The sequence below is a fragment of the Micromonospora sp. NPDC047812 genome (assembly GCF_040704175.1).
GTDB lineage: Bacteria > Actinomycetota > Actinomycetes > Mycobacteriales > Micromonosporaceae > Micromonospora.
Window position 1 is genome coordinate 643,292 of the sequence record NZ_JBEYRY010000002.1, and the last position, 21,942, is coordinate 665,233.

20 protein-coding genes, 1 tRNA gene and 1 pseudogene are annotated in these 21,942 nt (G+C 70.5%); 19 read left to right on the top strand and 3 right to left on the bottom strand.

The window, feature by feature from the left end:
- Window positions 1-7 precede the first annotated feature (7 nt).
- The 13 genes from AB0883_RS10670 (at window position 8) to AB0883_RS10730 (ending at window position 13,269) form a co-directional block, all read left to right on the top strand.
- On the top strand, window positions 8-250 hold the full coding sequence (locus AB0883_RS10670) for a phosphopantetheine-binding protein (RefSeq protein WP_091623462.1): 243 nt from the start codon (window positions 8-10) through the stop codon (window positions 248-250).
- Window positions 247-1,404: an acyl-CoA dehydrogenase family protein gene (locus tag AB0883_RS10675; RefSeq protein ID WP_366640997.1), complete on the top strand. Its 1,158-nt coding sequence runs from the start codon at window positions 247-249 to the stop codon at window positions 1,402-1,404. Before AB0883_RS10670 ends, AB0883_RS10675 begins: the two co-directional genes overlap by 4 nt.
- A 1-nt stretch (window position 1,405) precedes the next feature.
- Window positions 1,406-2,542: an acyl-CoA dehydrogenase family protein gene (locus AB0883_RS10680; RefSeq protein ID WP_366641702.1), complete on the top strand. Its 1,137-nt coding sequence runs from the start codon at window positions 1,406-1,408 to the stop codon at window positions 2,540-2,542.
- On the top strand, window positions 2,536-3,024 hold the full coding sequence (locus AB0883_RS10685; RefSeq protein WP_366640998.1) for a 4'-phosphopantetheinyl transferase superfamily protein: 489 nt from the start codon (window positions 2,536-2,538) through the stop codon (window positions 3,022-3,024). The genes AB0883_RS10680 and AB0883_RS10685 overlap by 7 nt, the downstream gene beginning before the upstream one ends.
- Window positions 3,021-3,962 (top strand): hypothetical protein, encoded by a 942-nt coding sequence (locus tag AB0883_RS10690; protein ID WP_366640999.1) that lies wholly within the window; start codon window positions 3,021-3,023, stop codon window positions 3,960-3,962. Before AB0883_RS10685 ends, AB0883_RS10690 begins: the two co-directional genes overlap by 4 nt.
- A 10-nt stretch (window positions 3,963-3,972) precedes the next feature.
- Complete coding sequence (locus tag AB0883_RS10695; protein ID WP_366641000.1) at window positions 3,973-5,538, top strand: amino acid adenylation domain-containing protein; 1,566 nt, start codon at window positions 3,973-3,975, stop codon at window positions 5,536-5,538.
- Window positions 5,531-7,960, top strand: coding sequence for a condensation domain-containing protein (locus AB0883_RS10700; RefSeq protein ID WP_366641001.1), 2,430 nt, complete (start codon window positions 5,531-5,533; stop codon window positions 7,958-7,960). Before AB0883_RS10695 ends, AB0883_RS10700 begins: the two co-directional genes overlap by 8 nt.
- Window positions 7,961-7,973: 13 nt before the next feature.
- Complete coding sequence (locus AB0883_RS10705; RefSeq protein ID WP_366641002.1) at window positions 7,974-8,732, top strand: hypothetical protein; 759 nt, start codon at window positions 7,974-7,976, stop codon at window positions 8,730-8,732.
- 5 nt (window positions 8,733-8,737) lie between these two features.
- A complete protein-coding gene (locus AB0883_RS10710; protein ID WP_366641003.1) occupies window positions 8,738-9,964 on the top strand; it encodes an argininosuccinate synthase in 1,227 nt (408 codons plus the stop codon).
- On the top strand, window positions 9,961-10,881 hold the full coding sequence (locus tag AB0883_RS10715; protein ID WP_366641004.1) for a methionyl-tRNA formyltransferase: 921 nt from the start codon (window positions 9,961-9,963) through the stop codon (window positions 10,879-10,881). Before AB0883_RS10710 ends, AB0883_RS10715 begins: the two co-directional genes overlap by 4 nt.
- A 55-nt stretch (window positions 10,882-10,936) precedes the next feature.
- On the top strand, window positions 10,937-11,308 hold the full coding sequence (locus AB0883_RS10720; RefSeq protein WP_121396787.1) for a VOC family protein: 372 nt from the start codon (window positions 10,937-10,939) through the stop codon (window positions 11,306-11,308).
- A 4-nt stretch (window positions 11,309-11,312) separates the two neighbouring features.
- Window positions 11,313-11,837, top strand: coding sequence for a flavin reductase family protein (locus AB0883_RS10725; protein WP_366641005.1), 525 nt, complete (start codon window positions 11,313-11,315; stop codon window positions 11,835-11,837).
- A 1,123-nt stretch (window positions 11,838-12,960) separates the two neighbouring features.
- Window positions 12,961-13,269 carry a hypothetical protein gene (locus AB0883_RS10730; protein WP_366641006.1) on the top strand — a complete coding sequence of 103 codons (309 nt, stop codon included), beginning with the start codon at window positions 12,961-12,963 and terminating at the stop codon, window positions 13,267-13,269.
- A gap of 185 nt (window positions 13,270-13,454) precedes the next feature.
- Here AB0883_RS10730 and AB0883_RS10735 read toward each other — a convergent pair whose 3' ends face one another.
- Window positions 13,455-13,589: a hypothetical protein gene (locus AB0883_RS10735; RefSeq protein WP_366641007.1), complete on the bottom strand. Its 135-nt coding sequence runs from the start codon at window positions 13,587-13,589 to the stop codon at window positions 13,455-13,457.
- A gap of 1,654 nt (window positions 13,590-15,243) precedes the next feature.
- On the opposite strand from AB0883_RS10735, the gene AB0883_RS10740 reads away from it, so the two are divergent.
- The 4 genes from AB0883_RS10740 to AB0883_RS10755 all read left to right on the top strand — a co-directional run bounded on the left by AB0883_RS10740 (window position 15,244) and on the right by AB0883_RS10755 (window position 18,084).
- Window positions 15,244-16,020: a hypothetical protein gene (locus AB0883_RS10740; RefSeq protein WP_366641008.1), complete on the top strand. Its 777-nt coding sequence runs from the start codon at window positions 15,244-15,246 to the stop codon at window positions 16,018-16,020.
- A gap of 45 nt (window positions 16,021-16,065) precedes the next feature.
- Entirely contained in the window at window positions 16,066-16,650 is a 585-nt protein-coding gene (locus AB0883_RS10745; protein WP_366641703.1) for a tyrosine-type recombinase/integrase, read from the top strand.
- 252 nt (window positions 16,651-16,902) lie between these two features.
- Window positions 16,903-17,412: a helix-turn-helix domain-containing protein gene (locus AB0883_RS10750; RefSeq protein WP_366641009.1), complete on the top strand. Its 510-nt coding sequence runs from the start codon at window positions 16,903-16,905 to the stop codon at window positions 17,410-17,412.
- 252 nt (window positions 17,413-17,664) lie between these two features.
- Window positions 17,665-18,084: a hypothetical protein gene (locus tag AB0883_RS10755; RefSeq protein ID WP_366641010.1), complete on the top strand. Its 420-nt coding sequence runs from the start codon at window positions 17,665-17,667 to the stop codon at window positions 18,082-18,084.
- Between the two features lie 244 nt (window positions 18,085-18,328).
- On the opposite strand, the gene AB0883_RS10760 is transcribed toward AB0883_RS10755, so the two are convergent.
- Window positions 18,329-18,401: transfer RNA gene (locus AB0883_RS10760), tRNA-Arg, on the bottom strand.
- 799 nt (window positions 18,402-19,200) lie between these two features.
- On the opposite strand from AB0883_RS10760, the gene AB0883_RS10765 reads away from it, so the two are divergent.
- Window positions 19,201-19,761: a hypothetical protein gene (locus AB0883_RS10765; protein ID WP_366641011.1), complete on the top strand. Its 561-nt coding sequence runs from the start codon at window positions 19,201-19,203 to the stop codon at window positions 19,759-19,761.
- Between the two features lie 452 nt (window positions 19,762-20,213).
- Here the strand turns inward: AB0883_RS10765 and AB0883_RS10770 are convergent, their stop codons facing one another.
- Entirely contained in the window at window positions 20,214-21,065 is an 852-nt protein-coding gene (locus AB0883_RS10770) for a hypothetical protein (protein ID WP_366641012.1), read from the bottom strand.
- Window positions 21,066-21,270: 205 nt separating this feature from the next.
- On the opposite strand from AB0883_RS10770, the pseudogene AB0883_RS10775 reads away from it, so the two are divergent.
- A pseudogene (locus tag AB0883_RS10775) lies at window positions 21,271-21,927 on the top strand (transposase family protein).
- The last annotated feature ends 15 nt before the right edge of the window (window positions 21,928-21,942 follow it).

Here is a 21,942-nt window from a genome sequence, read left to right on the forward strand (position 1 = left end):
TCTGACAATGGACGCCGCTTTTCCGGACCTGCTCAAGCCGTTCCTCAAGTACGCGGGGACGCAGCCCATCACCGCCGAGGCCTCGCTCAACGAACTGGGCCTGGACTCGATGCGCGCGATCGAGCTGCTGTTCACCATCGAGGACACCTACGGCGTGTCCATGCCCGACGAGCTGCTGACCGACAGCACCTTCGCCACCGCGGGCAGCCTGTGGAGCACCATCGAGTCGCTGCGGGGACGGGCGGCGTGAGCACCGCGACCCGCCACGAGGGCGCGCTGGAGGAGGTGCTGGCCGCCGCCGCCGCGCACGCGGAGCACGCCGACGAGACGGCGGAGTTCCCCACGGCGGCGCTGGACGCGATGCGGGCGACGGGCCTGCTCGGTCTGCTCGTGCCGGCGGAGCACGGCGGCGGTGGCGGCGGGCTCGGCGACCTCGTCGACGTGACGCTGCGGCTGGCCCGGGTGGACATGTCCGTCGCGTTGATCTTCGCGATGCACTGCCAGCAGGTCGTGGCGGTGGTCCGGCACGCCGACGGCCCGCTCGCCGCGCGGCTCCTGCCGGAGCTCGGCAAGGGCGACGTCTACCTCGCCTCGGTCACCACGGAGCGCGGCAAGGGCGGGCACCTGCTCAGCTCGGAGTCGACGGTCCGGCAGGACGCCGGGACGCTGACCATCGACCGGGACGCCCCCATCGTGACCGGCGGCCGGCACGCCGACGCGTACCTCATCACCACGCTGGCGCCGGACGCCACCTCGCCGAGCCAGGTCTCCCTGGTGTACGCCCGCCGCGACCAGCTCACGCTGGAGGTGCGCGGCGGTTGGCAGCCGCTCGGCATGCGGGCCACCCAGAGCGTGCCGATGCGGCTGACCGGGCGGGTGCCGGCCGACCAGGTGATCGGCGCCCCCGGGAAGTTCCGCGAGATCGTCGCCCCCACCTTCGGCCCGCTGGCGCACATCGGCTGGTCGGCGGCGTGGCTCGGCGCGGCGACCGGCGCGCTGTCGCGGATCCTGCACCACATCCGCGACGCCGGCCGGGGCCAGTTCGATCCGTCGTCGGAGCTGCTGCTGACCCGGCTGGCCCGGGTCCGGGGCCGGCTCGACCTGGTCAACGCCCTGCTGCGGCACACCGTCGCCGCCGTGGAGGGCACCCCCGACGTGGCCGACCCGTCGACCCAGCTGCTGGTCAACTCCCTGAAGGTGCACGCCGCCGAGCAGTGCTTCGCCGCCGCCGACGAGATGGTGGAGCTGGTCGGTCTCCGGCACGGCTACCTCAGGTCGTCGCCGCTGTACCTGGAGCGGGTCTTCCGGGACCTCCGCTCGGCCTCGCTGAACTACGCCAACGACCGGCTGCTGCTGGTCAACGGGGCGCTGACGCTGCGCGACCGGCAGGTGCACCTTGCCTGAGCTGCGGACGGCACCGGCGACGGCCCGCACCGGGCCCGGCCCGGCGGCACCCGACCCCGGCGGCGACGTGGCCGCGCGTACCGGGGCGGCGCTGCGCGGGCTGGCGACGCCCGGGGACGCCCGCGCGGTGTGGCGGGCGCTCGGCGAGCACGGCCTGCTGCGCGACCTCGGGCCGGCCGACCTGCCGGGGCTGCTCGGCACCCTCGACGCGCACTGCCCGGTCGGGGTGGTGCTGTCGGTCTGCGTCCAGGTCGCCAGCGCCCTGCCCGTCCTGCGCGAACAGGTCGACGCGGCGCCGGAGGACGGGCCGGTGCGGGCCGCGTACCTCGACGCGGTCGCCGGTCGCGCGACGCTCGCGCTGGCCGCGACGGACCGCGACGGCGCCGGCTCCGACCTGATGGAGCTCGGCACGACCGTACGCCTCGACGACCGGTCGCTGGTGCTCGACGGCGGGAAGCGGTGGATCACCAACGCCCGCACCGCCGGGCACGCGCTCGTGCTGGCCCGGCACCGCCCGCAGCGGCACTTCACCAGCTTCGTGTGGGTGCTGGTGCCCACGGACGCCCCCGGCGTCCGGGTGTCCGCGACCCGGGGCACCCCGCTCTCCGGCGCCGCCCTGGGCGACCTGCACTTCGACCAGGTGTGCCTGGACCGGTCGTACCTGGTCGGCCGGCCCGGCCGGGGGATGGTCAGCTTCGCCCGGCACATCGCCACGGAACGCTTCGCGGGCGGCGTGTGGGCCGCCGCGATGTGCCGGCGGGTGCTCGCCGACACCCACCGCCGGCTGGTCGACCGTCCCCTCAGCGGCGGCCGGGCCTGGGACAACCCGGCGATCCGGGAGCGGTTCGCCCGGTGCGTGGTGGAGGCCTGGCGGATCCAGGCGGCCTGCGACGCCCACCGGGTGAGCACCGAGCCCCTGGTGACCAGCATGCTGCTGAAGGTCTCGGTGGCGCAGGGCCTGGACGTGGTGCTCGGCGAGTGCGCCGCCCTGCTCGGCGCGGAGGCGTACGCCGAGGGCGGGCTGGCGCAGCTGCGGGCCGCGGCCGGCATGTTCGCCACGGCCGGCGGCGCCACCGGCGCGATGCTCGCCGGGATCGCCGAGCACGTGCCCGACCTGCTCGGGAGCCGACCGTGGTGACGGCCCGGCAGCGGGCGGCGCTGGCCCGCCGGGCGCGGCCACGCCGGGACCCGACGGGCCGCCACCGTGGCATCGTCCGGCTGCGGCTGGGCGCCCGGGTGCGGGTGGCCGTGGCCGAGCAGCGGCTCCTCGCCCACCTTCCGCCGGCCCCGACGGACCTGGCGACCGTCGGTGACCTCCCCGCCGGGCCGCGCGCCGAACGGCTGGCCGCGCGGGCGCTGCTGCGCCGCTGCTGCGCCCCGACGGTCCGCGCCGCCCTGGACCGGCTGCCCGGGCCGGCCCGGGTACGCGAGTTCGCCTGGATCTGGACGGTGCAGGAGGCGTGCGTGAAGGCGACCGGCGCGGGCCTCGGCGGCCGGCCCTGGGCCATTCCAGTGCCGTCGGGGCGGCGGACGGGCCGGTGGGCCGACCTGCGGTGGGTGAGCCTGCGCGGGCACAGCCGCGTCCCGGCGAGCGTGGCGCACGGGGTGGGTACGCGATGACCGCCCCGGACCCCCGCTTCGCCGGGCTGAGCTGCTACACCGCCAACCTGGCCGGCTACCAGGCCGGCGAGTTCGCCGACACCCCGAACCGGTTCGCCGACTCGGTACGCGTCGCGGTGCGCACGGACCTGCCGGAGCGGCAGCTCGCCTTCTCCCACCACCGGGTGCCGCTCGACCGGCTGCCGGACGGCACCCGGCTGGCGTGGGCCACCGCCCCCGCCGACGGCGTCGTCGACTCCGTCGACGCGGAACTGCGCCGCCACGGCCGGGTGCTGGTGGTCACCGACAACGCGGCGCTGCCCTGGTCCCCCTCGACCGACGGCACCGCGCACGCGCCGCACTGGCTGCTGGTCGACGGCCGGCGCGGCGACGACTGGCACGTCGTCGACGGGTTCAGCGGGCTGCTGCCCGCCGGCGAGCAGGAGCCGTACGCCGGCTGGCTCGGCACCGCCGGGCTGCTCGCCGCGATGACCCCGCCGCTGGCGTGGCGCCCGGAACAGGACCGACGCAACGCGCTGGCCTTCGGCTTCTGGACGCCCCCGCCGGCCGGCGGGCACCCGCACTGGCTGGTCCGTACGGGCAGCGCCGGGACCGAGCCGGAGCTGCCCGGTGACTGGCTGCTCGGCGAGGACGCGGCCCTGGAGTTCCTCTGCGACCACGTCGTCGCGCACCCGCAGGCCGCCGGGGCGCACCTGGACGACCTGTGGGCCGTCGCGCAGCACCGGACGTTCCGGTACCGCCACCTCGGCGACGACGAGGCGGCGCGGGCCTGGGCGGACCTGCCCCGGGCCCTGCGCTTCGCGGTGGAGTCGGCCCGCCGGGGGCGCCCCCGGTCCGCGCTGGTGCGGACCACATTCGACCACCTGCGGCACCTGGAACGAGACCGGTCGACCACCCCAGCGCCGGCGGCGGAACGCCCGCACCGGCAGACCTTGTGAAGGATGTGCGATGCAGACCCGTACCCTCTACGACTGGTTCCGTACGTCAGCCCGGCTGCACCCGGACAACGTGGCGATCGAGGTCGCCTCGGACGCACTGACCTACGCCGAGTTGCGGGCCGCGGCCGAGCGGTTGTCGGCCGCCATGCAGCGCGCGCCGGGACGGCCACCCCGACGGGTCGGGCTGCTCACCTCCCGCAGCCTCGTCGGCTACGTCGCCTACCTGGCCGCCCTGCGGCTGGGCGCGACGGTGGTGCCGCTCAACCCCGCCAACCCGGCGGCCCGCAACCTCGCCATCTCCGACGAGGCGGGGCTCGACCTCGTCATGGTCGACGACACCTCCGGCGACGGGCTGGCCGAGTTCCGCGCGCAGACCACCGTCCGGGTCCTCGACCTGACCGGTGAGGGCTGGCGCCGGTTCCTCGCCCCGGGCGACGCGGCGGAGGTCCCGCCGGAGGTGGAGCGGGGCCGCGACGACTTCGCGTACATCATCTTCACCAGCGGCACCACCGGGAAGCCCAAGGGGGTGCCGGCGACCCACGCCAACGTCGACTCGTTCCTGACCGAGGTGATCAAGAGGTACCGGTTCCGGCCCGAGTCGCGGGTCTCGCAGACCTTCGAGATGTGCTTCGACGGCTCGATCCTGGCGATGTTCGGCGCGTGGGGCACCGGGGCCACGCTGTGCGTGGCGCAGCGCGGCGACGTGCTGACGCCGGTGCGCTTCATCAACACGAAGCGGCTCACGCACTGGTTGTCCGTACCGTCGCTGATCTCGTTCGCCAAGCGGCTGCGGGCGCTGGCGCCGGAGAGCATGCCGACCCTGCGGCTGAGTTCCTTCGGCGGGGAGCCGCTGACCATCGAGCAGGTGAACGACTGGACGGCCGCCGCGCCGAACACCGCCGTGATCAACTGTTACGGCCCCACCGAGACCACGGTCATCGTCACCGCGTACGAGGTGCCCGCCGATCCGGCCGCCCGGATCGAGTCGTCGAACCGGTCGGTGCCGATCGGGGACATCTACCCGCACCTCGACTACGTGCTGCTCGACGAGGACCTGCGCCCGTGCGACGACGGCGAGCTGTGCGTCCGCGGTGAGCAGCGCTTCCCCGGTTACCTGGACCCGACGGAGAACGCGGGCCGGTTCGTCTCCTTCGACGGCGACCGGGGCCGGCTCTACGACGGCACCGGGCCGTTGACCGCCGAGCACTGGTACCGCACGGGCGACCGGGTCCGCCGGGAGTTCGGCGAGCTGGTGCACCAGGGCCGGATCGACCACCAGGTGAAGGTGCGCGGCAACCGCGTCGAGCTGGCCGAGATCGAGGCCGCGCTGCGCGCCCACGCGGACGTGGTGGAGGCCGTGGTGCTCACCGTGGCCGGCGACGACGGGGAGCTGGACCTGCACGCCGTCTACACCGGAGCGTCGCTGGCCGACGACGACCTCACCCGGCTGGTGGGACACCTGCCCCCGTACATGCGGCCACGGGCGTTCCACTACCGGGCGGAGATCCCGCTGACCGAGGTGGACAAGGTCGACCGCAAGCGGTTGACCTCCGAGCTGCTCGCCACCCGTGGCTGAGCAGCCCGCCGGGGCCGCCCCGGGCCCGGTCCCGGCCACCCCGATGCAGGAGGCCCTGTGGTGGGTGCACCAGCGGGCCCGCAACCGGTCCGTCTACCACCTCACCTGGCGGCTCGCCGTCGACCAGCCGCTCGACGAGGCGGCGCTGGCCGTCGCGTGGCAGGCGATGGTCGACCGGCACGAGGCGTTGCGGACCTCGGTCGTACGGCAGGCGGACGCCGTCACGCTGGTGGTGGCGCCCCGGATCGTCGTGGGCCTGCACCGGGTGGAGGTGGACGACCCGGGACCGGCCGACCCGGGCACCCTGCTGCGGCTCGTCGCCGAGGAGGTGCACGCCGGGCCGATGGAACCGGAGGCGGCACCGCTGGCCCGGATCACCCTGGTCCGGGTCGGTGACCGGCACGAGGTGCTGCTGACCGTGCACCACGTGGTGCTGGACGGTTGGGCGGTCCAGCTGCTCGTCGGCGAGTTGTCCGAGGCGTACGCGGCCGCGCGGGAGGGACGTGCCGTGAGCTTCCCGGCCGACCCGGTGCCGTTCAGCACGTACGCGCGGGAGCAGGCCGCGGCCCGCGCGGACGGCCGGTGGGACAAGAGCCTGACGTACTGGCGCGACGCGCTCGCCGGCGCCGCCTCCGTCTCCCTGGAGCCCGACCTGCCGGGCGAGGTGGCCAGCGGCGCGCCCGGTGCGATCCTGCGCTACGGCTTCAGCGCCGAGGCGGGCGCCGGGATCGCCGCCCTGGCGAAGGCCACCTTCGCCACCCCCTTCGCGATCATCCTCGGCGCGGCGCAGATCGTGCTCGCCCGGGCCGGTGCCGGGCCGGACGTGGCGGTGGGTGTGGTGACCGCGAACCGGATGACCGCCCGCGACCAGGCGCTGCTCGGGTACACCGCCAACCTCTGCGTGGCCCGCGCCACGGTCACCGGGGCGGACACCGTCGCCGGGGTGGTGGGCGCCGCGCGGGACGGGATGTGGCAGATGCTGACCCACCAGGCGGTGCCGTACCCGGTGGTGTTCGGGGCGCTGCCGGAACGGACCCGGACCGCCCTGGGCGACCCCGCCCCGCTGCTGCTGAGCTACCTCGGCCCGATCGGCACCGACCTGCGGCTCGGCCCGGTCCCGGCGACGCTGCTGCCCAGCCCGAACCGGGCCGCCCGGGCCGACCTGGCGATGTCCGTCTGGGAGGCCGACGGCGGCTACCTCGCCGAGATCGAGTACCACACCGGGCGCTACCGGGAGAGCAGCGTGCTGGCCCTGCTGCACGACCTGGACGCGGTGCTGGCCGACGGCGGCGCCGAGCCGCAGCGTACGGTCGGCTCGTTCGACGTCGCCACCCGCGCCCGTGCCGGCCGCGCGGCCCCCGCCGCCGTGGACCGCGACCGGGCGGCCGGCCCGCTGCCCGAGTCGGCGGACTGGCGGCACGTCGTCGCCGCCTGGACCGACGTGCTCGGCGGCCCGCCGGGCGGCGCGGACGTCGACTTCTTCGCCGCCGGCGGCAACTCGCTGAGCGCCCTCCGCCTCGTGGACGCGCTGACGGCCGACGGGCGACCGGCGGTGGACGTCGTACGGTGGCTGGGCGAGCCGACCCCCCGCCGGTTGGTCGACCTGCTGGGCAACGGGTCGCAGCCGGTGGCGACGGAGTCGACGCTGGTGGAGTTGCGGGCGGGCCTGGGGCCGCACCTGCACCTCGTGCACGGCGCCGGGGGCAGCCCGCAGGACTACCGGGACCTCTTGGCGGAGCTGCCGGAGCACTGGCGGGTGACCGCCTCCCGCGACAGCGCGGAGCTGCCGACGGTGGCGGCGCTGGCCCGCCGGTACCGGGCCGACCTGGACGCGGCGGGGCTGGTCCCGGACCTGCTCGGCGGCTGGTCCTTCGGCGGTCAGGTCGCCTACCAGATGGCCGCCGACCAGGTCGGGCGACGCTCGGCGCTGGTGCTGCTGGACTCCGCCCCGCCGGTCGGGTACGAGCTGCCGGCCGACGAGGTCCGGCACCGCTTCGACACCTTCACCGAGAACATCCACCGGGCCCTCGACCTGGAGCCGGACGCCCCGAGACCCCGGGTGACGGGTGACCCGGAGCCGGCCGGCTTCGACGGGCGGCTGGCCATCGGCACGCTCGCGGCCTGCCTGGCCGCCGTCGGGCAGCCCGTGCCGACGGCGCTGCTGACGCACCGGTGGCGCGGCTACGAGCGCCACCTCCGGGCCAGCGCCGAGTACGTCCACGACGGCCCGGTCGACACTCCCGCGCTGGTGATCGGCGCGGACCTGCTCGACGCGCAGCTCGCCCAGTGGGCGGCGCGGGTCGGGACGGCCCGGTCCCAGCGGATCGGCACCGACCACTTCGGAGTGTTGCATTCCGCCGCCGTGACGCAGGTGGCGGCGGCCGTCATCGATTTCGCACGCGTCGCGGCGGCGCGAGGTTAACCAAGGAGGATCCGTGTTCGACTCGAGAGTCTTGTACCAGGAACTGCGGGAGCACGTGGAGCGCGACGTGGCGCCGGACGACATCGCCACGGCCCGCCGCGACTTCTCCTACCTGGGGCACGCGAAGGTCTCCTTCGTCGCCCCCGACACCGTCAAGAAGGCCGTCGCCGACGAGGTCAACGAGCTGATCGACAAGGCCGGCACGCGCCGGGACCTGCGGTTCGCCGAGACCGACTACACGCCGCGCCGGATGCGCAACGTGACCCGGGCCGAGATCGCCGAACTGGGCACCGTGATCAACGCGATCTACACCGCGGAGCCGATCCTGCGGGTGTTGTCGGAGGTGGCCGGCGAGCCGGTGCACCCCTGCCCGTACGAGCCGGAGCAGTTCGTCATCACCTGCCTGGAGAAGGACGGCGACACCCACGGCTGGCACTGGGACGACTTCACCTTCGCGCTGGTCTGGGTGGTCGAGTGCCCGCCGGTGGAGCACGGCGGCTTCGTCCAGTGCGTGCCCGGCACCACCTGGAACAAGGAGCGTCCGGAGATCAACCGGGCGCTGGTCAGCCGCCCGATCTACTCGATGGAGCTGTTCCCCGGCGACCTGTACCTGATGCGGACCAACACCACGCTGCACCGGGTCGCCCCGGTCCGTCAGGGCCGTCGCAAGATCATCAACATGGGGTACGCCTCGACGACCGACCTGACCCGCGACTTCACCCACGAAACCATGGACCAGCTGTGGGCGACCGTGCCCGCCGGAGAGGTGTGACCATCATGTCTGCTCGGAACAACATCGCCCCCCAGCACATCGTGCTCGCCTTCTCCGGCGGGCTCGACACGTCGGTGGCCCTGGTCTGGCTCAAGGAGCGCTACCGCTGCCGGCTGACCGCCTTCATCGCCGACCTGGGGCAGGGCGAGGAGCTGGACACCGCCGCCCGCAAGGCCGAGAAGCTCGGCGCCGACGAGGTGCGGGTGGTCGACCTGCGCGAGGAGTTCGCCCGCGACTACGCCTTCCCCATGTACCGGGCCAACGCCCTGTACGAGGGGCAGTACCTGATGGGGTCCTCCATCGGCCGGCCGCTGATCGCCGCGGCGCAGGTGCGGGTGGCCGAGGAGGTCGGCGCCGACGCCGTGGCGCACGGCGCCACCGGCAAGGGCAACGACCAGATCCGCTTCGAGATGACCTTCGCCGCGCTGCGCCCCGACCTCACGGTGATCAGCCCGTGGCGGGAGTGGGACCTGGCCTCCCGCAGCGACCTGCTCGCCTACGCCGGCAGGCACGGCATCGAGCTGGACCTCAGCAGCGGCGAGCGGCCGTACTCCATCGACAGCAACCTGCTGCACACCTCGTACGAGGGCGAGGCGCTGGAGGACCCGGCGCAGCCGGCGCCGGAGGGCCTGCTGTTCCGGGTGCGCGACCTCGCCGACACCCCGGACGAGCCCGAGACCGTCGAGATCCACTTCCAGGGCGGCAACCCGGTCGGCGTCAACGGGACGCCGCTGTCGGCCAGCGCCGTGCTGGAGACGCTCGACGAGATCGGCCGCCGGCACGGCATCGGCCGGCTGGACATCGTGGAGAACCGGATCTTCGGCATGAAGACCCGCAACATCTACGAGGCGCCGTCGGGCAGCCTGCTCTGGCACGCCCACCGGGCCGTGGAGTCGCTGGTGCTCGACCCCGAGGTGGCACAGCTCAAGGAGGAGCTGATGCCGAAGTACACCGCCCTGGTCTACCGGGGCCTGTGGTTCGCCCCCGAGCGGCTGATGTTGCAGACCGCCATCGACTTCAGCCAGCAGGACGTCACCGGCGACGCGATCCTGCGGGTGCACCGGGGCACGGTCCAGGTGATCGGCCGCCGCTCCCCGCACAGCCGCTACGACACCGCGTTCGCCACCTTCGAGGCCGACGACGTGTTCGACCAGCGGGACTCCTCCGGCTGGCTGCGGGTCAACACCGTCCGCTTCCGGGCCGGGCGGGCCAACGGGACGGCGAAGCCGTGAGGATCGTCTTCTTCGGGTACGGCGAGCTGGGCGCCACCGTGCTGCGGGGCATCGCGCCGCACCACGAGGTGCTGCTCGTGCTCACCCACCGGGCCGAGTTCAGCGGCCTCGGCGAGCCGGACGTGGAGCTGGCCGCGGCCGACCTGGGGCTGCCGGTGCGCTATTCGGCCACCGCCCGCGAGCCCGACCTGCACGAGCAGCTGCGCGAACTCGCACCGGAGCTCATCGTCTCCACCAACTGGCGGACCCGGGTGCCGGTGGAGGTGCTGCGGATCCCGGAGCGCGGCGCGGTCAACACGCACGACGCGCTGCTGCCCGCGTACGCCGGGTTCGGCGCCGTCAACTGGGCGATCCGCAACGGCGAGGAGGAGACCGGCCTCACCGTGCACTACATGGCGGAGGAGCTGGACACCGGACCGGTCATCACCCAGGCCCGCGTGAAGATCGGCCCGCACGACACCGCCGGCCAGATCCTGGAACGGCTCCTCGCGGAGTACGTGCCGGTCACGCTGGAGGCGTTGGACCGGGTCGCCGAGGGGCACCGGGGCGAGCCGCAGCCGCCCGAGGGGGCGTCGTTCTACCACCGGATCGGGGTCGAGGACACCCGCATCGACTGGCGGGACAGCGCCACCACGATCTGCAACCTGGTGCGTGGCCAGTCGGACCCGTTCGTGAACGCGTGGACGACGCACCGCGGGTTCCGGCTGTGGGTCAAGGCCGCCACCCGGCCGACCCGGGCGCACGGCGGCACGCCCGGCCGGATCGTCAAGGCCGACTACGGCGGCGTGGTCGTCGCCAGCGGCGGGCCGGGCGACGGCGACGACCGCGGGGTGGTGCTGCTCCAGGTCTGCACCGAGACCGGGCCACCCGTGCGTGCCATCGACTACTTCACCACCTTCGGCGAGTACCTTCACTGACGCGGTGGCCGGGGGCGCCGGTCATCGCGCACACGACGATGACGGGAGAGGTCGGATGATCGGTCGACTGCACTCGGTGGTGCTGGACTGTCCGGACGCCGAGAAGTTGGCGGAGTTCTACGTCGAGCTGACCGGCCTGGAGTGGGCGGACAGCGACGGGTACTGGGTGACGTTGAAGGGCGCGGACGGGCACCCCCGCCTCTGCTTCCAGAGCGTCGCCGACTACCAGCCGCCGCAGTGGCCGGATCCGACCTTCCCGCAGCAAGCCCACCTCGACGTGGAGGTGGACGACATCCAGGAGGCCGAGCAGGCGGTGCTCCGGCTGGGCGCCACCCTGCTGCGCGGCGGCGGGGGCCGCAACCAGGGCTTCCGGGTCTACGCCGACCCGGTGGGACACCCGTTCTGCCTGGTCTGGGGTCAGGACTGACGACATGACCAACCAGGACCGGGCAGTGGAGTTCCGCCGTACCGCCGGGGCCTTCGCCACCGGCGTCGGCATCGTCAGCAGCGTGCACGACGACATCCCGCTGGCGATGACGGTCAACTCGTTCACCACCGTCTCGCTGCACCCCACCCTGGTCCTGACCTGCCTGAAGCACCGGAGTCGACTGCTCACCCAGATCCGCGACTCCGGCATCTTCGCGGTCACGGTGCTGGCAGCGGACCAACGGGACGTCGCCCGTTGGTTCGCCGACGCCCGGCGGCCCTCCGGCGCGGCCGCGTTCGCCGGCGTCCGGGTCCACCGGGCGCCGGCCACCGGCTGCCTCGTGTTCAGCGAGGGACTGGCCTACTTCGACTGCCGGGTACGCGACCTCTCCGACCAGGGCGACCACTCGGTGGTCATCGGGGAGGCGGTCTCCTACGGCACGCTGAATCCGGCGAAGGCGCCGCTGCTCTATCTCCACGGGTCGTACCGGTCGATCGCGGCGGCGCCTTCCGCGGCGTCCGCCGCGTAGGGACGGGAGGCGTGCCGCCCACCCGGTGGCGTCCGCCGGTCGCGTCGTCACCGGCTCACCCCGATGTCGTACGCGCGCAGCCAGGTGTCGATCTCCAGCAGCGGCGGCACCAGGTGGGCCGCGTCGACGTGTGTCATCGTCCGGTTCCCGATTCGATCCCCGCGCCGCGCGGGGCCGCGATTCGGGTACGACGACGGAGTGCAGGCGCGCGTGGCAACCAGCCTTTCGAGGCGAGCGCTGTCGCGCCTTGGCCAATTACCTGCGCCCGGCGAGGATCCGAACCTGCGACAACCAGCCCGGTCAGGAATACAGGACGAAGCACGCCTCGTACGGGCCGCTCACCTGCTGCTACGGAAGGCGCCTGAGACGAGCAGGACAAATCAATCTGCAAAGGGTCCACGCCCACGGGCGGCTTGACCGCGACCCGGCAAACTCGCCTCCACACCGATCGCCATCACCACCTCAAGAGGAAGCAGATCGCGGCCAACAACGGCATGGTGCGCCAGGTCGAAGGACCAATTACGAATCGTCCATCGCCGCCCCGTGGTCACACCCTCGAGGGTTGACCCAATTCGACGGGCAGTGACCACCGACTACGTCCGCCGCGGCACCGACAACCTGTTCGCCGCGTTGGGCGTGACCCATCGGCCAGACCCCTCGCACACGCCACCACCAGGGGTTACTGGCTTCCTGTGCACCATCGACCGACCAGGCCCCGACCGAGCTGGAACTACGTGTCACGCCTGGCAGCCATGCCACCCACTTGACACCCGCCGCCCCGACAGGGGCTCATTGAGAACGCCAGCTTCACCTGGACTTCACTCTGAGCTACTCGTCGTGGCGCCCCTCTGGTCGAACTGGTTCCGCGAACCAACCTACCGCAAACCACGTCGGTAGGCCTACCACAGTCTCGCCGACCTGAAAGCCGATGCAACCGCCTGGATCGCGGCATGGAACGCCCATTCAAGCCGTCTACCTGGACCGATCCGGCAGACGACATCCTCGAAACAACCATCGCGCCCTGCCAACGATTCGACAAGGGCCGACAGCAGGCGTGACTAATTGACAGTGATTGATTCTCGTGGCAGGCTCGGGGCATCCCTTCGAACAGAACGGAGCTTCAATGCGCGCGATCCGAAAGGTCCTCGCTGCCACCGCCGTCACCGGCGCGACCGCGGTGTCCCTGCTGGCGGGTTCGGCCCCCGCGTCCGCCGACGCTGGAGCCAACGCAGTCGGCTGGTACACGGGTTACGGCTCGGGATCCTCCGCCTCGCTCGCCATCTGGTCGGCGGAGAACGACGCCAAGTGGAAGGCCCAGATGGGCGGCTTCAACACGTACCTCGACTGCCGCACGACCTACAGCAGCAGCACGAAGGTCAGCGACTACTACTACACCGCCAACGTGCAGCTGTACTGCTACACCTTCAGCTGAGCCATCGCTCGCCGATCGCTGGAAGGAGTTCGTCGGGCACCGCCCGGCGCACTCCTTCCGGTCGTCGGTGATCCGCCCGGGGCGCGGAGGACGTACCAGCTCGTCCGCAAAGCGCACGGCGTCGCCGTGATGCGGCCGCTGGCCGACCAACACTCCGCTCCCCGGGCCGCTTTCCTCCGGGGCCGTTAGCCCGCCAGCCATGCCCGATCGCCGGAGAGCCGGAACACACCGTCTTCACTCTCGTCGCGGGGTTGCACGATGAACCCGCCGAGGTCGTCGACGTTCTCGTCCCGCTCCACCTGACGTTCGCCGTCCACCACCGACCCGACGGCAGGTGTCGAGCATCTGGTCGAAGGCCATCGGCGGCGGCATCACGTTGAACGACCCAGGACCGACCCGCAGAAGGAATGCGACGAGGTCACGGACGTCGGTCACCTGCAGCGGCTGTGAGGGCCGAGCCGCGCACGGGAACCCTCGGCGCCGGCCAGGGCGAGTGCCCAGCTGATGGACGCGCCGAACGGATCACTGGGACCGCCGATCAATCCCCGCGCGGACCGACGTCGTCCCGGGCGGGCAAGGCCGCCTCGGCCGCCTGCTCGCAGGCGACTCTGAGGTTGCCGCACTCGCCGTCGTCGGGCTCCGCCGGCAGCAGTTGGGCACCCTCCGACCGGCCCGCCTCGGCCGAGTGGGGTAGACGGCGAAAGCGTATCCGCTGCTCAGATGGCGTTCTGTCTGATCTTCGAGGTGCCCCCGGCAGGATTCGAACCTGCGACACACGATTTAGGAATGGAGTACAGCCAACGGCCGCACTGAGCGCATGACCTGCTGCTGCGGGCAAAGCCCAGGACAGCTCTTCCAAGATCAGTCCATGGATAGTCCGTGGGTTCGGGCCGTCCCTGCCGAGCTGCAGCCGTTGGCGCTGCGGACGCCCGAGGACGGCCGGAGGCCGCCCGCAGGGCGGTCCGCATGCGCCCTATACGGTGAACTGTCAGCTTGGGAATCGCACAAGATCCGGCCGTCGTACGGCGTTTCACCAGGTCGACATGGTCCCTGGTGACCTCGGTTGGCCTGCATTTACCCCGGCATATGACCCGTCGATGGCCCGCCAGATCACTGGCCTTCGGTGTCAGATGCCGCTCGACGTCCCGCCGTCGCTACCGTATGCGGCGTCGTGCGAAAGACTGGTGTCGCCTCCGCCACCCTTGCCACGGAGCGTGCCGCGTTGGGTTCGACGCCGGTCTCGCGAGATCTGGCGGGCAGCAACCCGCGCTGCCCGCATCACTTCCGCATGGTCCTGCGGCTGAGCCGCGTGCCTGCGACGACGCAACAGCACCCCGGCGGCGGCAAGCCCACCCACCAGTACAACAGCCAGCAGCCCCCACGCCGCCGAAACTCCACTCATACAGCGACGCTACGAGGCACCAAGGGGTGACCAGTATCGGGCGTACAGGTCGACTCGTCCGTCGCCCATCAGCTCAGAGCTGTGGTCAAGGCTCTGAGCTGCTTCTATGTCCGGCATCGATGGTCGTTCTTGGTCAACTTTGGTCGGCGTTTGACGGCCTGGAAACGGCCTGACGGCCTGGAAACGGCCTGATCTTGAGCTCGGGAGCGTCAGTTTGGAAGGTCGTGATCCAGTGACCTGATCTGCCCGGAGTGCCTGGTCGTCGGCGGTGTCGCGGTGCCCGTACCTGCCCGCTGGCGACCGTCTACGGCACCGGCCTATGGCACGTGGTTGGCACGGTTCTCGCTCCGGATCCCTCCAAGCCCGATGTCGTGCGCTGCGGGTGCCCGAGGACGGCCGGAGGCCGCCCGCAGGGTGACCCGCAGCGCGAAGTGACGGGCGAGCCATCAGCTTGGGAACTCGCTGGGGCGCGGGCATGACTCAAGGTCAAGGCGTCGCGTTCCTGGTCATGCAGCCCATGGTTGAACGAGGTTCCCCGTGGTTTCCCACAGCGACGGGCACGTAGGGGGCACGTGCGAATGCAGCAGCTCTGCGACGCGGACGAGGTCACGACGTGGATCAGCGTGACCACCACGGTCTGCGAGGATGGCCGGATGCCTCTCCGTGGCTACCTCGATGGCTTCCAACCGCCAGTTGACACGTCGGTTCTTGTAGACGCCACGCCGTCGCTGGATGACCCCTTGTTCTGGCCAGCCTTCCTACTCGCGCCGGGCGGCTCCTGGGCCGCTGCGGTGGCCTTTGACGCCGACCCAGCGGATGTCGAGGTCTACGCGGAGGAGATGCATCAGCACGACAACTGGCCCGTCATCTCCCTGGATCTGGCCCGAGGCCACCGCCTGCACATCCTCTTCCGCAACTTCGACGGCGATTCGGGGTGGGACTACCTGGTTCAGCCGGCCGGGTCTGACACGGCGATCACCGCTGCGGCCCTAGAAGGTGGTTTCCAGGGGCCGGCGCTCTCCTGGTCGGAGCTGGTCAAGACTGCGAGGCAACCAAACTCGAAGCACGGCCCGGCCGAACGTCTCCTCCTGCTTCTTCCCGCCGCAGGCGATTCCGGTATCCCACCCGAGGCTCATGATGTCGTGACATCAGCCGTCACCGCCGTCGGAGCCAAGCACCGACAGGACAACGTTGCGCGGGAGCTACTGAACGCGAGCCATCGGTTCTGGGGCGACAGCGACTGGGGCCAACGGAACGGCCTACCTGTCTGCCTCGGCGTACATAGCCCACGCCACTCAGGCGCGTCGCAGGACCGGCTTGCCCTGATGGCCGAAGCCTTCGGCGGCTAGGTACCGTACATCGGCGAGCGGGGTCAGGTCGGCCGCGGTGAGCGCCTGGTCGCGTTCTTCGCGTGCCTGTACTTCGCGGCGCTCCGCCCGAGTGAGGCGCTGGCGCTGCGCAAGCATGACTGCCACCTTCCGGCAACCGGGTGGGGCCGGCTCTCGCTGGTCGACAACCGGCCCCAGGCGGGCAAGCGGTGGACCGACAGCGGCGAGGTCCACGACCGGCGCGGATTGAAGCACCGGGCGGCGGCGGAGTCCCGAATCGTGCCGATCCCGCCGGAGCTGGTGGGCATCCTGCGGCGGCACGTCGACCGGTTCGACGTCGCCGATGACGGTCGGCTGTTCCGCAGCGACAAGGGCAACGTGGTGGCCGCGTCGACATACTCACGGGTGTGGAAGGCAGCGCGGGAGCTGGCGCTCACTCCAGCACAGGTGGCGTCCCCGCTAGCCGGGCGACCGTACGACCTGCGGCACGCGGCGGTGTCGCTGTGGCTGAACTCCGGTGTTCCGGCAACCGACGTCGCCGCCCGTGCCGGGCACTCCGTCGACGTCCTGCTCAAGGTGTACGCCAAGTGCATCGACGGCCAGGAGGCGACAGTGAACCAGCGGATTGAGGCGGCTCTGACCAGATCGTAAGTCAGGGCCCTGCTTATGAGAGTACTGAGGGCCGCGCAACTCCAACGCCTACAGACGGCTGACTTACCGCCGAACGAGTCTAAGGCGTGAGCGCAGCTCAGAAGGTTGCTCAGGTCCGCCGTCGATGTATGAAAAGCGAAGATCCCGAGTTGCAGCCTGTGAAGAATCGTCCGTTTTGTCAGTAATCCAACATGACGAGCAGCAACCCTAGATCACGTTGCGTTTCTTGCGAATTAGACGCATGCTAACGCCATGACAGCCGCAGCCCGCGTCATGGACGAGCAGACGATCCTGCCCGATGCCGCCAACAGCGCGGAAGTCGTAGACCTCCTTCAGGTCCTACGCGACCGTGGCCACGATGTGCCCGAGGCAAGAGCACGCCTGGTAAGCGCAGACGGCTCCAGCTCTAAACCCCTGCCCGACGGCCTGCACGACATCTTGGTCAAGGCACTTGAAGCCCTGGCCAACGGCTACGCCGTCACGATCGCGCCGCAACACACAACACTTACCACGCAGCAAGCCGCAGACATGCTGGGGGTGTCGCGGCCGACCCTCACCAAGCTGCTCGACGAGGGGAAGATTCCGCATGAGCGACCCAACAGCCACCGCCGGATCAAGCTTGCCGATGTACTCAAGTACCAAGAGCAGCGACGGCAGGAACGGCGGCAGCTACTTCAACGCATGACGGTAGAGAGCCTTGACATGGGGCTCTATGACCTACCAGCTAACGACCTTGAGGAAGGCAACGACAACAGAACGTGAAGCCGAAGCTTCCAAGAGGCACCCCTAGCACTTAGGCTCACTTGGTGCCGTTCTCTGTCCTGCTCGATGCGAACGTCCTGGTTCCAAACGCGCTCCGCGACACTCTCCTACGGGTCGCAGAGGCGGACTTCTACCGTCCGCTTTGGAGCCAGGACATCCTCGCAGAGACGCGGCGAACGATCCTGCGGCTACGCCCGAGCGTTGACCCCGAGCGACTTGACGCGATGTTCGCGTGCATGAACGAAGCGTTCAGTGACGCCCTTGGTCACGGGCTACGAGTCCCTCATCGAGGGCATGACGAACGACATGGGTGACCGGCACGTTCTAGCTGCCGCCGTCGCAGGCCGAGCGGACGTCATCGTGACGAACAACCTGAGACACTTCCCGCAGGCCGCCGTAGGTCCCCTGCATATCGAAGTACTGGCACCCGACCGATTTCTATGCTTGCAGTACGACCTGGCTCCGTCGGCGGTTGTGGACATCATCAAACGGCAGAGCGCCGAGACCGGCCGCTCGACTGGGAAGCCCCAACTGAGCGTTGAGGAGTTACTCGGGTGTCTCAGCAACGGTGGCGCCCCTAGCTTCGTCGAACACATCCAAGGCCACCTAGCAGCAGCGAAGCTCCGTCCGCGCTCCCCGAAGGCACCCACGGCGCGTCTCGTCGAGTCGTAGCGCCGACTGGACAGGCCCCAATCCCCCGCCAGCACGCGACGCAACGCCCGCGGAACGGGTGTAGCGGTGCCGCATACAGACTGTGAGCTGCACGAACACCTCGCATCACGGGCCAAGATCAATCCGTGAATAGTCCGTGGACATCGACAAGCGGCGGCTTCGGGCGGCATACCACTGCGCAAGGCAGGCCATCGACGCGAGAGCGTACCCGCAGGCCAGATGGCGTTATCGCTGATCTTCGAGGTGCCCCCGGCAGGATTCGAACCTGCGACACACGGTTTAGGAAACCGATGCTCTATCCCCTGAGCTACGAGGGCGCGAGGGCCTAGTCTAGCGACCTGGGGGTTCACCTGGGGTGGCAGGGAGTGGCCCACGTTCACCCACGTCACCCGGAACCCTGTTCTCCCAGCCCAGGACCACACCCCGAGCACACGAACCCCGGTTTGCGACCGGCGGTCGGCCGCGGTGACCCGCGTGGCACCGGTTCACCCGGGTTGGCATCCGCTGGAGAGCACACGCCGCGCACATCATCGAAGGTCATAATGTGCGCTCCCCGGGGCTTAGGACCCGCCGGCCGGCAGTAGGCGCGGCTCGGCGGCAACCCTCTTTTCTCGGATGGTCCTCGTCTGTGGATTCGGGTTGCCGGCACCTTCTAACGATGCGAACGCAGGTCGCGGGTCTCCATCAGCGGTCTACCGAATCTCGCAGACGACGAAGCGGCGGGTGGCATCTCCTACCGTCTCAGCCAAGCGATCTCGGCGAAACACACGCAGCCATACCCACCGCTCCCGGGCATCAGGAACTACGGCCACCAGGGCCGCGCCCGTTCAACCCGTCCACCCGCGACGACGGGAGTGGATGGCACCTCGAAGGTCAGCCACAGAAACGGCGGAACACACAGAGGCCATCCCCACCCCCGGCCCAGTGGGCACGACGACCCCAGCCTGCCGCACCCGCCCCCGGAAATCTCGGACCCGCTGTGCGAGGTCCGGGAGCGTCAGCCCCATATCGAGCGGGCAAGAGCTCGGTGTGACTGACCATGACGGAGGCCGCCGACCGCCCCGCGACCGGCGCGATTTTCACGCCAACCATCACCGCAGCGGCTTGAATAGCGGTGTGCAGGTCAGCAAGGACGGGCGGAGTTGGCGCATCGGCGCCGCCGCCGACGTGGGCTGGATCGCTGGTCACACCACTGCCGGCGTCTCGATCACCACCGCCATCCCGCCGGTCTTCGACGCCTACGCCACCACGTACCAGGCCGACGACGTCACGGCCGCCGCCTACGAGCACACCCTGGTGGAAGACCTCATCACGCACACCCCCAACCAGCCGTGGTGGCTGGCCTACCTCGACACCGGCGCCCACGACGTCGTCTTCCCCCACGCCCCCAGGGTGTCGCTCTACTGGAACTGGCCGTACGTGCTGGTCGAGGCCGGCCCCGAGCAGGCCCTCACCTGGCGGACCGGTGGTCACATGCGCCACCCCCGCGGATCGCTACCCGACCTGTTGTTTCCCGCAGACCGATCATGGCTGGTCTCCGCACTCTGGGACGACACCTGGACCTGCGTCGGGGGCTCGGAAGCGCTGATCAACACCCTCCAACGAGATCCCCTGGCCAACGCCCGCCGGGTTCGACCCGACGAGGACGCGCTGCCACCGGGCCTGACCCGCGAGTGACACCCCGAAGGCTGGCGACGGTCGAGTCAGCCGGAACCACGGGGTCATTTTCAGGCGGGGCCGACAGAGTCGGGTGCGCGCACTCTCCTGGGAAGGAACGACTGTTCGTTGCACGCACTCTCGTAACGCACCCGGCACGCTCGGTCAGCGGCTAGAGAGTTGACGGTTCCTGGGTGCGTCCGCAGCCTGCCAACGACATCAATACCTGCGTGGCGAGTAGCTTGCGTATGCCGGTGACGGCGACTGTCCCCACCCGGTCGTAGGGCAGCTCCGATTGCAGCCCCTGGACTGCGTTGCGAAGGTCTGTCGTGATCTCGTCCGGACGGAACGTGCCGCCCCAGCCGTTGAGTCCTCCGCGCTAGTTGGTACTGAGGCAAGCCATGCCGGAGATGTAGGCGCCGTCGACCAGGGAGCCTTTTCCATCCTGGTCGTCATTTAGCGGGCATCAGGGGCTAGTTCTCGCTGCACCGACCTACCGCGATCTCGGAACGCGGTAGGTCGGTGCAGTGCGCAACGGTGGCGTCGTCAGGGATCGGAGCATCGGGGCCTTCGGCGGCGAGGGCTTCGGCCTGCCGGACGCGACGGATGATGTCGGCCGGCCCGTTGGCGTTGAGCAGTTCCAGTAGTCCGGGCCAGTCGGTAAGGCCGTATGGGCTGACGATGCGGCTGGCGCCATTGCTGAGTAGCACGACGCCGTTCAGGTCATGGAGGGGCCGGCTGCCTGTTACCGCTTCCTCCGCCGCGTGGGGATCATCTTTGGCGATCCAGTAGCCGCCCGGCTGGTTCCGGCGAGCGCGCAACGCTTCGACGCAGGAGTCTCGGATGCGCTCGTACTCCGGCGTTCCCCTTGGAACGCCATCTAATGGCACTGAGCAGACGCGTCTGGTGGTGACCTCACGTTCGTCGGTGATGACCTGGAGGCCGCCGCTGACCTGGTCGAGGACGAGAAAGGAGTCCGCGAGCAAGAGATAGTCCAGGCGGCCCCGGTGGGCACGGACAATCACCACGGTCGCCTGTGGGCTGCTGGGGTTCGTGATATCGCAGGTGCCGCGATGATGGGCGGCTATCTCGACGATCGTGGCGGCGAGGATCTCCGCGAGACCTCGCCCGTCGTCACGCGACAGCCGGCCAAGCAGTGCGCCGCCGAGACGGTGCGTATACCAGGCGACACCATGAGAGCAGATCGACTTGGATCCCGGGATGCCGGCGCCGTCTAGCAGCACCGCAGCGCCGGGAGCAGCGCCGACGAAGTCCTCGTTCGACTGGCCGGCACAACCGACGCTCGTCGCCATGCTGATGCGCATTCACTGGCTCCTAGGGTCAGGGACAGCAGGGGTGACGCCCGACGATCTCTGTGAATCGGACGTGCAGGTGACGTGCTCGCCTGCTCACGGTGTCCGTCGTGACGGTGCTGGTTCGGTGGCTGTGCAATGGCCGGCATAGGCGTGAGGTGAGGCTCCGGGTAAGACAGCAGTCGACCACAACCCATGTCCCAAGAGGGAGCCCTCGTTGCTGTCTCACCCTGCGGCGATTGCGCTGTCCACTCGCGCCCTAACCACCTCGCGAACCTGATTCGTAGTCGTCGCGACGAACGTCGCTGCAGGTGGCGGCGACTCGATCCGGGCCGGCAGGCGTTACTGGCCCTGGCGCATCTGCGCAACGGCGACACCTATGCCAGGCTCGCCGCCGGGTTCGAGATCGGCACGAGCACCGCGTGGCGGTACGGACGCGAGGCCGTCGACCTGCTCGCCGCGCATGCCGACAACCTGACCGAGGCCACCCGTTGCGCCGCGCGGCTGGCTACGCGATCCTCGACGGCAGCCTGATCCCGATCGACCGGGTCGCCGACCAGAACCCCTACTACTCTGGAAAGCACAAACGACACGGTGTGGACGTGCAGGTCATCGCCGACAAGGGCTACCAAGGCGCGGGCGGCGCGGTCCGCACCCCGTTCAAACGGCACCGCCACCGGCCGCAGCTATCCCGACGTCAGAGAGCGGTGAACCGGTCCCAGGCCCGGATCCGTGCCCTCGGCGAACGCGCCATCGCCACCCTCGACACCTGGAAGAGCCTAACCAAACTGCGGTGCTGCCCACGCCGCGCCACTCGATTGTGCAGGCCATCCTCGTGCTGCACCACGTCGAAGCCAACCGCTACCCACAATGAAAAGGGCTCAGGATC

What these genes read in the sequence shown, in the direction of transcription:
- AB0883_RS10670 (WP_091623462.1), top strand. Translation starts at nt 8, where the DNA reads ATGGACGCCGCTTTTCCGGACCTGCTCAAGCCGTTCCTCAAGTACGCG.
- AB0883_RS10725 (WP_366641005.1), top strand. Translation starts at nt 11,313, where the DNA reads ATGACCAACCAGGACCGGGCAGTGGAGTTCCGCCGTACCGCCGGGGCC.
- AB0883_RS10730 (WP_366641006.1), top strand. Translation starts at nt 12,961, where the DNA reads ATGCGCGCGATCCGAAAGGTCCTCGCTGCCACCGCCGTCACCGGCGCG.
- AB0883_RS10720 (WP_121396787.1), top strand. Translation starts at nt 10,937, where the DNA reads ATGATCGGTCGACTGCACTCGGTGGTGCTGGACTGTCCGGACGCCGAG.
- AB0883_RS10770 (WP_366641012.1), bottom strand. Translation starts at nt 21,065, where the DNA reads ATGCGCATCAGCATGGCGACGAGCGTCGGTTGTGCCGGCCAGTCGAAC.
- AB0883_RS10750 (WP_366641009.1), top strand. Translation starts at nt 16,903, where the DNA reads ATGACAGCCGCAGCCCGCGTCATGGACGAGCAGACGATCCTGCCCGAT.
- AB0883_RS10695 (WP_366641000.1), top strand. Translation starts at nt 3,973, where the DNA reads ATGCAGACCCGTACCCTCTACGACTGGTTCCGTACGTCAGCCCGGCTG.
- AB0883_RS10690 (WP_366640999.1), top strand. Translation starts at nt 3,021, where the DNA reads ATGACCGCCCCGGACCCCCGCTTCGCCGGGCTGAGCTGCTACACCGCC.
- AB0883_RS10710 (WP_366641003.1), top strand. Translation starts at nt 8,738, where the DNA reads ATGTCTGCTCGGAACAACATCGCCCCCCAGCACATCGTGCTCGCCTTC.